Below are 14,797 nucleotides of genomic sequence, written 5' to 3' on the forward strand. Positions count from 1 at the left end.
ATCATGGGCGCCATGATCGAATCCGCTTCCGCCGGCACCGAAACTGGTGCCGACCCCGCCGCTGTCGCCACCCGACCGGCCCATCCCGCCCCCGCCACCCCCGACGTGCTGGTCATCGGCGGCGGCCCGGCCGGCTCGACCGTCGCCACCCTGCTCGCGCGCAAGGGCTGGCGGGTCACCCTGCTGGAGAAGGCCCGGCACCCGCGCTTCCACATCGGCGAGTCGCTGCTGCCGATGAACATGCCGATCCTGGAGCGACTCGGCGTGCTCGAGCAGGTCCGCGCAATCGGCGTGCTCAAGCTCGGCGCCGACTTCCCGATCGACGACGGCAGCTACAACAGCTTCCCGTTCGCCCGCGCGCTCGATCCGGAGAACGGCTATGCGTTCCACGTCAAGCGCGAGGAGTTCGACCAGTTGTTGTTCGAACATGCCCGCAGCGAGGGCGTCGACGCGCGCGAGCAGGTCAAGGTCGAGCGGGTCCATTTCAACGACGGCGCAACAGAAGTGCATGCGCGTGGCCCGGACGGCGCCCTGCAGTTCCGCCCGCGCTACCTGATCGATGCCAGCGGTCGCGATGCGTTCCTCGGCGGCAAGCTCGGGCTCAAGCGGCGCAATCCGCGGCACCAGTCGGCGGCGCTGTTCAGTCATTACACCGGGGTTGAGCGCCGTCCCGGCGACGATGCCGGCAACGTCAGCATCATCCGCCACCCGTTCGGCTGGCTGTGGCTGATCCCGCTGCGCGACGGCGTCACCAGCGTCGGCGCGGTGTGTTCGCCGGAATACCTCAAGCAGCGCCGCGGCGACAGCGAGGCGTTCCTGCAGCAGACCCTGGACTCGGTGCCGGCGGCGGCCGAGCGGATGCGCGGCGCGGTGCGGATCGCCCCGGTCCACGCCACCGGCAACTACGCCTACGACTGCAGCGCGATGAGCGGGCCGGGCTGGATGCTGCTCGGCGATGCGTGGACCTTCGTCGACCCGATGTTCTCCTCCGGGGTGTTCTTGGCGATGAACGGCGCCGAGCGCGGCGCCGACGCGGTCGATGCGGTGCTGCGCGAACCGGCGCGCGAGCGTGCGGTGCTGGCGGCGCTGGAGAAGCAGCTCAGCCGCGGCCTCGACGAGTTCAAGTGGTTCATCTATCGCTTCACCTCGCCGACCATGAAGGCGTTGTTCGCGCGCCCGCGCAACGTGTTCAAGGTCGAGCAGGCGGTGGTGTCGATGCTCGCCGGCGACGTGTTCGATGCACCCGCGGTGATTTGGCGGCTGCGCGTGTTCCGGCTGATCTACGCGATCAAGGCCGCGACCATGGCGCCGCGGGCCTTGCGCGGCTGGTGGTACCGGCGGCGCCAGGCCGGGGTCGATTTCTCGGGCGATACCCTGCAGGCCGAACCGGAGCGTGTCGACGCACGGCCGACGACGGCCGCGGCGCTGACGGATCCGGCGCAATGAGCGCGGCCCCGGCATTCGCACCGTCGCCGCGGCTGGCGGTGGACTACGTCGATGCGCCTCCGGCGCAATTGCTCGCGGGTGACGAGGTGCTCGCCGTATTCGGTTTCGGCAAAGCCGCGCCGCTGCACGACGACCCACGCTACCTCCGGGTGCCGCTGCAACCGCACGGATCGGCGCCGCTGGAAGTCTGGCGCACCGGCGCCCCGGTTCGCCATGGCCGCGACGGCGACATCGCCTGGGCCGAGGATGGCGCCCTGCAATTCGGTGCGATCGAGCTGGACGAACCGGCGTTGGCCGACGGCGGGCACGACATCAGCGCCGCCGCCGAATCCGCCTACCGGCAACTGCTGGCCTTCACCGCGCAGCGCGGCTACCCGCAGTTGCTGCGGATCTGGAACTACCTCGACGGCATCACCGTCGGCGAGCAGGACCACGAGCGTTACCGGCAGTTCTGCGTCGGCCGCGCCCGCGGACTTGGCACGTTCGAGGCCGGCCAGTTGCCGGCGGCCACCGCGATCGGCTGCCTCGACGGCCGCCGCCGGCTGCAGGTCTATTGGCTGGCCGCGAAGGCCCCCGGCACCCCGCTGGAGAACCCGCGCCAGCTCAGCGCCTACCGCTACCCCCGCCAGTACGGTCCGCAGCCGCCGAGCTTCGCCCGGGCGATGCTGCCGCCGGCCGCCAGCGCGATGCCGCTGCTGCTGTCGGGCACCGCGGCGATCGTCGGCCACCAGTCGCTGCACGCCGATTCGGTCGAGACCCAGCTCGACGAGACCCTGGCCAACCTCGACAGCCTGCTCGCCGCCGCCCACGCCCGGCGCCCGGAACTGCCGACCCGGTTCGGCCCCGGCTCGCGGTTGAAGGTCTATGTCCGCGACGCCGACGAGCTTGCGCACGTCGAAGCCGCACTGGCCCAGCGGCTCGACCCGGCGGTGCCGCGGCTGCTGCTGCACGCGGCCATCTGCCGGCGCGAGCTGCGGATCGAGATCGACGGGGTGCATGACCTTTGAGCCGTGCGCGACCGTGGTTCGCGGGCGACCATGGATGCTACGCAATACGACGCTTGGGAGATACGCAATGGGACTGATCAGCCTGATCTGGGGCGTGGTCGCGATGCTGTGGATGGTGATCGCGCTGGTCCCCTTGCTGGGTTGGGGCAACTGGTTCCTGATCCCGTTCGCGACCCTCGGCGCGATCATCGCCGCGATCGGCATCGCCGTGACCCGCAGCGAGAACCGCGGCCGGGCCAAGGCGGGGCTGGTGCTCAACGGCATCGTGATCATCGTCGGCATCGTCCGACTGAGCCTGGGCGGCGGGATCATCTGATCGCGGCCTGACGCGCCGGCGGCGTAGAATGCCGCCCCATGAGCCACCCCTATACGCGCCCGCGGCGGATGCGCCGCGACGAGTTCTCACGCCGGTTGATGCGCGAGACGGTCCTGACCGCCAGCGACTTGATCTACCCGGTATTCGTGCACGAGCTGGCCGGCCGTGAGGCGATCGGCTCGATGCCCGGCATCGAGCGGCTGTCGATCGACGAGCTGCTGAAGGTCGCCGAGCAGGCCAGCGAGCTGCGAATCCCGGCATTGGCGCTGTTCCCGGTAACCGCGCCGGAAGCCAAGTCGCTCGACGCCGCCGCAGCCTGGGACGACGACGGCCTGTGCCAGCGCGCGGTGCGGGCGCTGAAACAGCGCTTCCCCGAACTCGGGGTGATCACCGACGTCGCGCTTGACCCGTATACCAGCCACGGGCAGGACGGCCTGCTCGACGACAACGGCCACGTCATCAACGACGAGACCGTCGAGGTACTGGTCAAGCAGGCGCTGTCGCATGCCGCCGCCGGCGCCGACGTGGTCGCCCCCAGCGACATGATGGACGGGCGGATCGGCCAGATCCGTGGGGCACTGGAGGTCGCGGGCCACATCCACACCCGCATCCTCGCCTACTCGGCCAAGTACGCGAGCGCGTTCTACGGCCCGTTCCGCGACGCGGTCGGCTCGGCCGGGGCGCTCGGCAAGGCCGACAAGAAGACCTACCAGATGGACCCGGCAAATTCCGACGAGGCGCTGCACGAGGTCGCACTCGACCTCGACGAGGGCGCCGACATGGTGATGATCAAGCCAGGGATGCCCTACCTCGACATCGTGCGCCGGGTGAAGGACGAGTTCGGTGTGCCGACGTTCGTCTACCAGGTCAGCGGCGAGTACGCGATGCTGAAGGCGGCCGCGGCGAATGGTTGGCTCGACGGGCGTGGCTGCGCGCTGGAGGCGTTGACGAGCATCAAGCGAGCGGGGGCGGACGGGGTGTTGAGCTATTTCGCGCTGGACGCGGCACGGTGGTTGCGCGAGGCGTGAATTTCCGCGCCACTTTCGGTTTTTTGTAGGAGCGGCTTTAGCCGCGATCCGGAATCGGCACGGGCGACCAATTATCCGATCGCGGCTAAAGCCGCTCCTACAAGAGCGCGCGCCAAAACGGTATCGCCGCGCACCCGCAAACGATCAGCGCGCGGTAGCCCGGCTATTCGACGCAACCGGCGCGACCGGTCACCGCCGGCGATTTCATCCGGTAGATGTCCAGCTTGCCCGCGCGCGGCGATTTCGCACTGCCGCTGACCAGCAACTCGCCAGGCTTGTTCCAGTCGACCACCAGGCCCAGCGTGGTGCCCTCGTCGGTGTTGAACGACAGTTGCAGCGGCGCCGCGTCGGCGTAACGACGTCCATCGCATTGCGCGAGTTGCAGCTGGACCGGGTCTTCCTCGACATCGTCCGACCGCGCGAACACGATCGCCTTGCCGTCGCCCAGCCAGGCGGCATCGAACTCATCGGCATCGGTGTTGATTGCCGCCAGCGCGCGCGGCGCGGCGAACGCCTTGCCGTCCCAGCGCGCGACGAACAGGTCGTGGCCACCGGCGCCGCCGTGGCCGTCGCTGGCGAACAGCAGATGCCGTCCATCGGCACTCGGGGTCGGTGCCCACTCGTCGCCAACGCTGTTGACGCCGACGCCGAGGTTCTCGACCGCGCCATAGCCGGCGCCGCGGACCGCGGCGCGGTACAGGTCATCGCCGCCGACGCCGCCTTCGCGGTTGGAGAAGAAGTACAGCCAGCGGCCGTCGGCGCTGAACATCGGGTCGAAGTCGTTGCCGTCCGAGTTGACCGCCAACGGTTGCGCATCCTGCCAGCGGCCATCCTTCAGCCGCGCCTGCCAAAGGTCCCAGCCACCGGCGCCGCCTTCGCGGTCGGTGCTGCCCCAGGCGATCCGCTGCCCGTCCGGGCTGACGCTGGCGCGGACCTCGCTGGCTTTGGTCGATACCACCCGCATGCCCTCGATGCCGAACTCCGCCAGCCATGCCGCCGCGGAGCCCGCGGTTAACAGGCCGGCGAGTAGACTGGAGGCCAGCAAGGCCGCGCGTGCGTGCATCGTACGTCTCCCTTGATACGCGTTGTCGTTGCCACGGCGGTATCGCCGCCATGGCCGAATCGCCCCAGTCTAAGCGAGGTCGCCATGCCCATTCCGCGCTATGCCGTGATCGGCCACCCGGTCGCCCATTCGTTGTCGCCCTTCATCCATGCCACGTTCTCGCGGCAGGCCGGCATTCCGCTCGAGTACGTCGCGATCGACGCCGCTCCGGACGCCTTCGACGCCGTGCTCGCCGAGCACGCCGCCCACGGTGGCGCCGGTGCCAACGTCACCCTGCCGCACAAGCGCCGCGCGGCCGCCATCTGCGGCAACCTCAGCGACCGAGCGCGCCGCGCCGGCGTGGTCAACACCCTGATCCGCACCGCCACCGGCTGGGATGGCGACAACACCGACGGCGTCGGCCTGGTGCGCGACCTCACCGACCGCCACGGCCAGGACCTGCGTTCGCGCAAGGTGCTGCTGATCGGTGCCGGCGGCGCCGCCCACGGGGTCGCCCCGGCGCTGCTCGACGCCGGCATCGCCGACCTGTTCATCGTCAACCGCAGCGGCGATCGCACCGATGCGCTGGCCGACGCGCTGGGCGAGCCGATGCGGGTGCATCCGCGCTATTTCCGCGACCTCGGCACGATCGGTTCGTTCGACCTGATCATCAACGCCACCTCGATCGGGCATAGCGGCGAGGACATGCCCTTGCCCGGGTCGCTGATCGCGCCGCGTTGCGATGTCGTCGACCTCGGTTACGGCGAGGCCGCGATCGCTTTCCTGTCGTGGGCGCGTGCCTCGGGCGCCGACCACACGATCGACGGCCTCGGCATGCTGGTCGAGCAGGCGGCGGAGAGTTTCAAGTGCTGGCATGGCGTGCGGCCGGATGCCGACGCGGTGTACGCCGCGTTGCGCGCGCGCGAGTCGGCTCTCGCCGTGCCGGGCTGATCGCCCGGCGTCATCCCATCTGCAGGTACTGGTCCTTCAGCCGCATGTAGTGCTGCGCGCTGTACTGCAGTTGCTCGATCTCGCGGTCCTTGAGCTTGCGCACGAAGCGCGCCGGGCTGCCCAGCCACAGCTCGGCCTCGCCGACGGTCTTGCCAGGCGACACCACCGCGCCGGCGCCGACGAAGCCGTAACGCGACACCACCGCGCCATCGAGCACGGTCGCGCCCATCCCGACCAGGCAGAACTCCTCCAGCCGGCAGGCGTGGATGATCGCGCCGTGGCCGATGGTGACGTCGTTGGCGATCACCGTCGGGAAGCCACCGGGTCGGGTGAACGGCCCCTCGTGGGTGACGTGGACGATGGTGCCGTCCTGGACGTTGGTGCGCGCGCCGATCTCGATCGCGTTGACGTCGCCGCGGACCACGCAGCCGGGCCAGATCGAGACGTCGTCGCCAAGGACGACCTGACCGATCACGGTGGCGGCGGGATCGACGTAGACGCGGGCGCCGAGGATGGGGGTGTGTTCGAGGAAGGGGCGGATGTTCATGCGTCGATTTTACCTGCGCGCGCCGGTTCCCGTCGGTGCGCGCGCCCCGCCCGCTAAACTGCGCCGATGAAAATCGCCAGCTGGAACGTCAATTCGCTCAACGTCCGCCTGCCGCACCTGCAGCAGTGGCTCGCCAGTGCCGTGCCCGACGTGGTCGGGCTGCAGGAAACCAAACTCGACGATCCGCGCTTCCCCGATACCGAGCTGGTCGGGCTCGGCTATCGCAGCGTCTTCGCCGGGCAGAAGACCTACAACGGCGTCGCGATCCTCTCGCGCGAGCCGGCGACCGACGTGCAGATCGGCATCCCCGGTTTCGACGACGAGCAGAAGCGGGTGATCGCGGCAACCGTCGGCGGCGTGCGGGTGATCAACCTGTACGTGGTCAACGGCCAGGATGTCGGCACCGACAAGTACGCCTACAAGCTGCGCTGGCTCGACGCGGTGCACGACTGGGTCGCCGACGAGCTGCAGCGCCACCCGCAGCTGGTGGTGCTGGGCGACTTCAACATCGCCCCGGACGCCCGCGACGTGCACGACCCGGAGGTCTGGAACGAGTACCACATCCTGACCTCGGCCGCCGAACGTACCGCCCTGCAGCGGCTGCTCGACCTCGGCCTGCACGACGCCTTCCGCCTGCACCACGACGACGCCGGGGTGTTCAGCTGGTGGGACTACCGGCAGGCCGCGTTCCGCCGCAACCTCGGTTTGCGGATCGACCTGACCCTGGTGTCGGAGGCGCTGCGCACGCGCTGCAGCGGCGCCGGCATCGACCGCGAGCCGCGTAGCTGGGAGCGGCCGAGCGACCACGCACCGGCGTGGGTCGAACTGGCCGGCTGAGGCCGGCGCCCGCGCGGGCTACAACACCCGGAATTCGATCCGGCGATTGCGCGCGCGGCCCGCGTCGGTGGTGTTGTCCGCGATCGGCCGGTCCGGTCCAAAACCCTGCACGCTGAGGTTGTCGGCGGCGACGCCGTGGCCCTCAAGATAGGCCTTGACCGCTATTGCGCGTTGCAGGCTCAGGGCGACGTTGGCCTCACGCCGGCCGACATCGTCGGTATGGCCGATCACCTGCACCTGCTGGTCGCCGACCTGCTGCAGCGCGACCACCATCTCGTCGAGGATCGCCGTTCCGGTCGGGGTCAGGGTCGCGCTGCCGCTCTGGAACTCGATGATGCGGTCGGCCAGGGCCTGGTCGAGCAGGTCCTGCTTGGCATTGCCACCGCCGCGCAGGGCGTTCTTGACCAGGTAGCTCGGACCGGCGGCGGTCGCCAGCGCGCTGGTGACCTGCTGGCGCTCGGCCTCGTTGCCGACCTGGCCACTGATGCGCACGCTGTTGCCGTCGATCTTCAGCTCGCCGCCGGAGACCTGCTGCAGGTCCGGGCCGAGCATCGCGACCACCCGTTCGCGCCAGTTCGGCGGCGCGATCACCGCGTCGACCTCGATCCGGTCGACCACGCGCTGGGCGCCGTACAACTCGCGCAGGCGGCCGAGCACCGCCGCCTTGGTGGCTTCGTCGGGGACGGTGCCGGCGGCGATCACCGGCTTGGTGGCGTCGACCGATACGGTGGCGACCTGCGCCGACGCGGGCGCTGCGACGAGTGCCGCCGAGAGGCTCAGCGCCAGCAGCGCGGCGAGGGGCGGGAGGGACGGGATCGAACGATTGCTTGCTTGCATGTCAGGTTCCGAGGAAGGTCTCGTTGAACGCCTTGCGGGCCACGCGCAACGACAGGTCGTCGTGCTCGATGTAACTGACCAGCTTGTTGAGCGCGTAGTCGCCGCCGATCTGGTCGTCGACCCACTCGGCGTCGTCGACACGGATGATCCGCTCGGCTCCGATCTGCGGGTCGAGCGCGGCCTGCACGGTGCGGCCGTCGGCGCCGTTGAAGCCGATCAGCAGCTGCGGGCCGACCTCGCCGATGCCGTCGCGCACCAGCAGCATCAGCTCGAAATCGGAACGGCCGAGGAAACCGCCGACCAGGTCGAGCCAGAACGCCGCGACCAGCGGCCGGTACAGCGCGTCGCGCGGCAGCGGCAGCGCCAGGCCCTTGTCGATCTGGCCGGCGCCACCGGCGACCAGCGGCTGCATCAGCAGCCCCAGCGCCGGGATCAGCCAGCGCAGGTGCAACTGCGGATGGCCGGACTGGCGCAACAGGTCCTGCAGCGAGCCAATGTCCTGCAGGTCGATGAAGTCGTTGAACGGGGCGTCGTAGACCTGCGGCTCGGGACTGATGGTGACGCGGGTTTCGCCGAGCGTGCGAAGGACCTCGGTGGCGTCCTCGGCCATGACCGCCTGCTGGCCGAGTCGGGCCAGGCTGGTCCACAGCCGCGACAGCGCCAGCGGGCTGCGGGCGATGAACGCCAGCGGCTGGGTGACCTCGAAGCGGGTCGCGGTCAGGAACGGGAAGCGCCGCTGCGAGGCATCGCGGCTGGGCAGGAAGTGGCCGCCGATCGCCAGCTTGCTGCGCGAACCCAGGAACGCGAAATGCAGCGGCGGCGCCTCGTCGTAGAGCTGCTTCCAGCCCGGGTCGGTCGCCAGCAGTTCCAGCCCGCCGCCGGCCCAGCGGTCGAGCATCACCATCAACTGGTGGTTCTCCGGGGTGCGGACGAAATCGCCGCGGCTGGGCAGCTTGCCGAAGTAGCTCAGCGCGAACGCGGTCTCGACGGCAACCATCACTGGCTCCCGGCCGCGGTCGCGGTGCTCGCAGCGGTACCACTCGACGGCACCGGGGTCGCCCCCGCCACCAGCGCCGGCAACTGCAGACCGAGCGCGTCGTTGGAACCGCTGTTGGGCTGGATCACGGAGACGATGCGCAGCTCCACCGAGACGCTGGCACCGCCGCCGGTCCAGGTCAGCTGGTAGTGCTGCTTGCCGAGCGCCTTCTTCTCGGCAGCGGCGTACATCTGTGCCATCGCGCCGTCGCCGGCGTGGGTGAACACGTCGACCGTGCGGCCGTCGCCGGTGACCGCGGTGATCCGCACCCCCGGCACGCCCTGGCCGGGCAGCTGGAAGGTGGTCCACTGCGGCGGGGTGTTGCGGTAGCGCATCTGCTGGCCGTCGATGTTGACCGTGTACTCGCGGCCGCGCGCGCCCAGCGGCAGCAACTGGATCACCATCGTCGGGCCGTCGGCGGCGGCGCTGGCACCGACCCAGCGGCCGTAGTTGGCGACCAGCTCCGGACGCAGGTTGATGCCGATGTCGGCCCACTGGCGCGGAGTCAGGCTGTTGCCGCGGCGGATCACCAGCGAGCCGAGCGCGGCCTCGCCGAACTTGGCGATCGCGCCGGCGCTGCCGAAGATCCGCTCGATGTCGGCGGACGCGGCTTCGACGGTCGCATCCGGCGCATACGGGTATTTCTGGCCAATGCCGGTCTCGAACGGCTGGTACACCTGCGCGGTCCAGGTGCGGTTGAGCTCGCCCTCGGTCGGCCGCACCAGCGCCGCGAAGCTCTGGATCAGCGGCCGCAACAGCAGCGGCCGCAGGGTTTTGCGCTGTTCCTCGGCGAGGCCGTTGAGCATGCGCTCGTCGACCAGAGTCAGCGCGGCGGCCAGTTCGGAGCCCTCGCCGTCGAGGGTCTGCTGCATCAGCTGCCGCGCGCCCGGGCCCGGGTCGCCCTGGGTCTTGATCGCGTTGAAGCGGCTGCGGACCTTGCCGAGTGCCTCGAAATACTGGCCCAGCAGCGCCGGGTTGCCGTCGCGTTCGACCAGCAGCCTGGCCAGGCCGTCGAAGCGCTGGCCGATCGGGCCGGCGGCGACCGAGACCTTCCGTCCGGTTTCCGGATCGACCTCGACCGCGATCGAGGTCGGGTTGCGACGCATGATGACCCGGTTGAACCAGGCCACGATACCGCCCCTGGCCGCGCCGGCGACCGCGCCCTGCGCACCCGGGTTGTCCCACACGGTCTCGTGGTTGACCGCTTCGAGCAGCGTGCGCAGCGGCGAGTTGGCCGGGTCGCCGAGGCGGTTCATCTGCGCGACCGCGTCCTCGAAGGTGTCGAAGCGGGCGACGCTGACGCCCTGCAGGAACCGGTTCCATTCGCGCGCGTAGTCGGCCTTGTACAGCGCGGTCAGCTCCTTGGCGATGTGCTGCGGGCTGCCGGCCAGGGTCAGGTCGTTCTGCACGGTCGCTTCCAGCACCCAGTCGGTGCTCGACAGCTCGGTGTTGGCCGCTTCCTTGATCGCGTCCTCGACGTAGTCCTCCCACGCCTTGCGGGTAAAGGTGCCGGGGATCTGGTGGCTGCCGGTTATCGCGCCGTGCCTGGCCGCGTCCTCGCCGAGCAAGGCCGCGACGGTGACCGGGCTGAAGCGGGTCGCCGCGCGCGCCTTGATCTGCGCGTACACACGGTCGCGCGCCGGGGTGCCCTTCATTACCTGTTTGAGCGCCTGGCGGCTGTCGTCGACCAGGCTGTACTTGGTCTGCAGCTGCGGCCAGTCGGCGCTCTCCGCCTGCTGCACGTAGAACGTCATTAGCCGACCGGCCGCGCGCAGCATGTCCTCGCGTGGCATCGCCCCGCGGTTGGCTTCCAGCCAGCCGCGCCAGAAGCGTGTCAGCTGGTCGCTGAGGTGGGTCGCCTCCACCCGCGTGCGGTCGCCCAGCATCAGGTAGGTCTTGAGCGCGTTGTAGGCGTCCTGCGAATCGGTCGGTGAGGCATCCTGGTACAGGCCGGGATCGCCGGCCTCGGCCCGTGCGGTATCACCGGCGCCCTCGCCGCTGCCGGCTACCGCGGGCGGCTTGAGCTCGCCGCGCTTCGTGATGACTTCGCCAAGGAAACTTTCGAGCTTGGTCCCGACCGGAGCCAGCATCAGCTGGCGCATGCCGTGGAAGTATTCCTCGCGCAACTTGGCCTCGATCGCCTCGCCCTGGTACAGGCCGAGGCCGAGGCTCAGCGGGTGGTCGTCGCGCCAGGCCTGCAGCTGTTCCAACCGGTCCTGCAGCACCAGCAAGGCCTCGACCCGCGACTGAAGGCCGACCTTGCCTTCCTGCATTGCCACTGCCTTGTCGAGGTCGGCGCGCACGTCGGCGACCAGTTGCTGGTTGCTGGTGTACGACCAGGTCCAGCCGGTCAGGGCGACGCCGAGCGCGAGCACCGCGCCGAGGAACGCGGCGTAGCGCAGCTTGGTCCGGCTCGGGTTGGAGTACTGCCGCACCAGTTGCTTGTCGGCGAAGATCACCTTGCGGAACAGGCCGAGCAGGAAGTAGCTGCTGTCGTTGGGCGGCAACGCCTCGCCGAGGTTGGCGCGCGCGGCCAGGCCGAACTGGCGGCCGACGCGTTCGGACGCCGGCTGCACCGCCACGCCTTCCTGCAGCGCGCTGGTGAAATAGAAGCCGCGGAACACCGGCTTGAACTGGTAGGGGTTTTCCTCAAACAGGGTCGCGATGAAGGTGCGCAGCGCCGGCTTGATGCCGGCGAACTCCATCGGCATCGTCAGCAGGCCCGGGCCGACCTCGCGGCCGCGGCTCATCGCCATCTGCGCCAGGCTCATCTCGCGCAGACCGTCGGACAACTCGTCGAAGTGACTGTCGAACGCGGCAAGCGCATCGGTCTCGCCGTTGACGTCGAAGGGCAGGGTCGCGCCCCAGGCATTCTCGCGTTCGGCCGGATCGAGGCCGCGGAAGAAGTCGCTGAAGCCGGAGATCAGGTCGGCCTTGGTGAACACCACGTAGACCGGCGCGTGCACTTCCAGTCGCTCGGTCAGTTCCTGCACGCGCTGGCGCAGGTTCTTGGCCAGGTCGATCGCGAACTCGGGCTTGCTGCCCGACAGCTCGGCGATCGAGGCGGCGATGATGACGCCGTTGATCGGCGCGCGCGGGCGGTTTTTCTTCAGCAGGTCGAGGAAGGTCAGCCACTCCAGCCGGTCCTCGGCGCTGACCGAATAGCGTCCGGCGGTGTCGAGCACGATGCCTTCGGTGGTGAAGTACCAGTCGCAATTGCGGGTACCGCCGAGGCCGTGGATGACGTTGCTGCGGTTGTCCTCGAACGGGAAACGCAGGCCGGAGTTGAGGATCGCGGTGCTCTTGCCGGCCGCCGGGTTGCCGATGATCACGTACCACGGCAACTCGTACAGCGCGGCGCTGCCCTTCATCTGGCCGAGCTTGGACGACTTGATCGCCTTGACCGCCTCGCCCATGCGTTCGCGCAGGATCTCGGCGTCGGCGCGCGCGGCTGGGTTGCCGGAAGCGCCGGCGCTGCTGACGGCCTGGTCGGCCTGCTCGGCGACCATGTTGTCGATGCGTTTGGCCGCGCGCACCGCCAGCAGCTTGCGCACGATCACCACCAGCAGCCACAGCGCCAGCGCGGCGATCACCGCGACCAGCAGCCAGCCGCCCACGGCCATCAGGCCGTCAATGCCGAAGTAGGCGACCGCCGCCGCGGCAGCGATGCCGAGCGCGGCGAGCACGCGGTAGTCCATCAACCAGTAGCGAAGGTTCATCCAGAAACTGCTCATCCAAACACTTCCATCGTCATCAAGCGGTGGCCACGACCGCGGTTGCGGCCTCGGCGGGATTGGGGGGTTGGTCGTCGACGTCGACGGCGGCTGGCGACAGCGCCAGCGCGATTCGTGCCTGCGGGTCGGCGAGGCCGAACACCAGCACCGGCGCATCGGCCTGCGCGGCCTGCGCGGCGGCGGCGGCCAGCAGCGCCAGCGGCGCGACCGCACCGAGGTCGCCGCAGACCAGACCGAGGTGGCGGGCGTCGTCGACCGGATCGAGTTCGGGCAGGGTCGCGGCGATCGCGCCGGCGATCTCGATCGCGCGGCTTGGGCGGTGGTCGGCGTCGCTGAACACCGCCACGATCGCCTCGGCCGGCTGCGCGGCGGTGGTCATCGCGTGTTGCAGCAGCTCGGCGGCCTGGCGACTGGCGCCGCGGCCCTGGCCGGCCTGGCCGCTCAATAGTCGGTGCAGGCGCAGCGGCGGTGCGTCGGGGTCGTGTGGCGTGACCGCATGGCCGAACAGCAGGCCGGCGGCGCCTTCGCCCGGGATCAGGCCTTCGGGGTGGCCGCTGACCAGCAGTTCGCGGCGTGCGTCGAGGCGCTCGATGCTGGCCTCGCCGATCGCCGAATGCGCGGCCAACAGCAACTGGCGGTCGTCACCACCGTCGCGCGCATGTGCTTGGGCGAGCTGATCGAACAGGCGCCAGCTGTCGTTGCCGCTGGCCACCGGCATCACCTCGATCTCGAACTGGTGCTGGGCATAGCCAATCGCCGCAGCCTTGGCCCGCAACCAGTCGCCGCTGGCCTGGCGCGCGGTCGGCCCCCAGGCCCGCGGCAGCAGCAGCCGTATCTGCAACACTGGCGGCGCCGCAGCCGGCGCGGCCGCGCGTACGGATCGCGAGTGATGCATCGCATGGGGATGCAACGTGGCGCCGTGCGGGTCCGCGACGACTTCGACCGGCGCCGGCAGCAGCGCAGTCAGCAGCAACTCCTCGGCCACCGGATCGAGTAGCGCAATCGCGCGCAGGCTTTCTTCGCCGAACACCCGCTCGAACGCGTCCGGATCGGCCGCACGCAACGGCGCCTCGACTGCGGCCGGATCGAGATCCTCGACCGCGGCGGCGAACACCGGCAGGCCCAGCGCATCTTTCAGCTGTGGGTGCAGCGACGGCCGTTCCGGCTTGGCCAGCGCCTCGGCCACGGCTTCGCCGCCGGCGCCGGCGCGCAGCCACACGGCGCCGGCAAGCAAATGAATGATTCGGTCCGGCTGCGGGCCGTTGTCGACCGGCGACGACTCATCGTCGCCGGCAGCGACCATCGGTGACGCCGCCTGCGCCTCGCGCCGACGGCGGATGCCCCAGCGCAGCAGCCAGAACCCGCCGAGCAGCGCCAGCGGCAAACCCAGCAGCCAGACCGCCAAATCGCCCGCGCTCGGGTTGGCGTCGCTGGCCTGCCAATACAGCACCACCGCGAACCACACCGCCGCGAACAGCAGCAGCGCAGCCAGCATTCTGCGAATGATCATCCCCATCGTCATAACTCGCCCAAGGGTCCCAGCGGACTACGGCTCGCTCCCCGGATGCGCACCAACCAGAGCACACACATCCCAGCGCCACCGCTTGCTCTGCTCGTCCCATTCCACCTGTCGCACGCGTGGACTAGCGGACCGATCGCCCGCAATACAGAAGTACGCCTGGAACCTCCGGTTCTGCCAACGCTGTTCGCGAAAGACATGGGCATTCATGCCCAAGGCATAGCGCACACTGGGCTCGAGCGACTTTGCCTCTTCCCCGTGATACTCAACCTCGGGCTTGCCATAGACGATGCAGGTCGACGGAGTTACCGACAACGCGGGAATGCTGTCGACAAACCCGGCAAGCCATCGGGTTGACGTAACGGCGCCGAGTACCGTGACCCCCGAGACCTCGATCGCGGCGACGCGTACTTTTTCATCCTGGCCGAAGTCCTGCCTGCTCACGCTAAAGCATGGCCGTCCTTCGACGTCCCGCACCTTGGCGTCATACATCTGCT

Annotated in this window: 13 protein-coding genes; 6 read left to right on the top strand and 7 right to left on the bottom strand. The window is 69.7% G+C overall.

What is annotated here, in order from left to right:
- Nucleotides 1-12: 12 nt before the first annotated feature.
- The 4 genes from SNE34_RS06525 to hemB all read left to right on the top strand — a co-directional run bounded on the left by SNE34_RS06525 (nt 13) and on the right by hemB (nt 3,797).
- Complete coding sequence (locus SNE34_RS06525; RefSeq protein ID WP_332615870.1) at nt 13-1,446, top strand: NAD(P)/FAD-dependent oxidoreductase; 1,434 nt, start codon at nt 13-15, stop codon at nt 1,444-1,446.
- Nucleotides 1,443-2,453: a chorismate transformation FkbO/Hyg5 family protein gene (locus SNE34_RS06530; RefSeq protein ID WP_332615872.1), complete on the top strand. Its 1,011-nt coding sequence runs from the start codon at nt 1,443-1,445 to the stop codon at nt 2,451-2,453. Before SNE34_RS06525 ends, SNE34_RS06530 begins: the two co-directional genes overlap by 4 nt.
- Before the next feature lie 67 nt (nt 2,454-2,520).
- A complete protein-coding gene (locus SNE34_RS06535) occupies nt 2,521-2,769 on the top strand; it encodes a hypothetical protein (RefSeq protein WP_332615874.1) in 249 nt (82 codons plus the stop codon).
- A gap of 38 nt (nt 2,770-2,807) precedes the next feature.
- Entirely contained in the window at nt 2,808-3,797 is a 990-nt protein-coding gene (gene hemB, locus SNE34_RS06540) for a porphobilinogen synthase (protein WP_332615876.1), read from the top strand.
- A gap of 163 nt (nt 3,798-3,960) precedes the next feature.
- On the opposite strand, the gene SNE34_RS06545 is transcribed toward hemB, so the two are convergent.
- The gene (locus SNE34_RS06545) at nt 3,961-4,860 is read right to left on the bottom strand and encodes a TolB family protein (protein ID WP_332615878.1); all 900 of its coding nucleotides are present in this window, start codon (nt 4,858-4,860) and stop codon (nt 3,961-3,963) included.
- Between the two features lie 84 nt (nt 4,861-4,944).
- On the opposite strand from SNE34_RS06545, the gene aroE reads away from it, so the two are divergent.
- Nucleotides 4,945-5,790 carry a shikimate dehydrogenase gene (gene aroE, locus SNE34_RS06550; RefSeq protein WP_332615880.1) on the top strand — a complete coding sequence of 282 codons (846 nt, stop codon included), beginning with the start codon at nt 4,945-4,947 and terminating at the stop codon, nt 5,788-5,790.
- Between the two features lie 10 nt (nt 5,791-5,800).
- On the opposite strand, the gene SNE34_RS06555 is transcribed toward aroE, so the two are convergent.
- Entirely contained in the window at nt 5,801-6,337 is a 537-nt protein-coding gene (locus SNE34_RS06555; RefSeq protein ID WP_332615883.1) for a gamma carbonic anhydrase family protein, read from the bottom strand.
- Between the two features lie 66 nt (nt 6,338-6,403).
- Here SNE34_RS06555 and xth point away from each other — a divergent pair, with 66 nt between their 5' ends.
- Nucleotides 6,404-7,174 (top strand): exodeoxyribonuclease III, encoded by a 771-nt coding sequence (xth, locus tag SNE34_RS06560; protein WP_332615886.1) that lies wholly within the window; start codon nt 6,404-6,406, stop codon nt 7,172-7,174.
- A gap of 18 nt (nt 7,175-7,192) precedes the next feature.
- On the opposite strand, the gene SNE34_RS06565 is transcribed toward xth, so the two are convergent.
- The 5 genes from SNE34_RS06565 to SNE34_RS06585 are packed head-to-tail and all read right to left on the bottom strand — an operon-like array spanning nt 7,193 to nt 14,792.
- A complete protein-coding gene (locus SNE34_RS06565) occupies nt 7,193-8,011 on the bottom strand; it encodes an OmpA family protein (protein WP_332615888.1) in 819 nt (272 codons plus the stop codon).
- 1 nt (nt 8,012) lies between these two features.
- A complete protein-coding gene (gene tagF / locus SNE34_RS06570) occupies nt 8,013-9,008 on the bottom strand; it encodes a type VI secretion system-associated protein TagF (RefSeq protein ID WP_332615890.1) in 996 nt (331 codons plus the stop codon).
- Nucleotides 9,008-12,781 carry a type VI secretion system membrane subunit TssM gene (gene tssM, locus SNE34_RS06575; protein ID WP_332615892.1) on the bottom strand — a complete coding sequence of 1,258 codons (3,774 nt, stop codon included), beginning with the start codon at nt 12,779-12,781 and terminating at the stop codon, nt 9,008-9,010. The genes tagF and tssM overlap by 1 nt, the downstream gene beginning before the upstream one ends.
- Before the next feature lie 19 nt (nt 12,782-12,800).
- Nucleotides 12,801-14,291 carry a hypothetical protein gene (locus tag SNE34_RS06580; protein ID WP_332615894.1) on the bottom strand — a complete coding sequence of 497 codons (1,491 nt, stop codon included), beginning with the start codon at nt 14,289-14,291 and terminating at the stop codon, nt 12,801-12,803.
- A 36-nt stretch (nt 14,292-14,327) separates the two neighbouring features.
- The gene (locus SNE34_RS06585) at nt 14,328-14,792 is read right to left on the bottom strand and encodes a hypothetical protein (RefSeq protein WP_332615895.1); all 465 of its coding nucleotides are present in this window, start codon (nt 14,790-14,792) and stop codon (nt 14,328-14,330) included.
- Between the last annotated feature and the right edge of the window lie 5 nt (nt 14,793-14,797).

It is taken from the genome of Novilysobacter erysipheiresistens (assembly GCF_036663935.1).
GTDB classification, from domain to species: domain Bacteria; phylum Pseudomonadota; class Gammaproteobacteria; order Xanthomonadales; family Xanthomonadaceae; genus Novilysobacter; species Novilysobacter erysipheiresistens.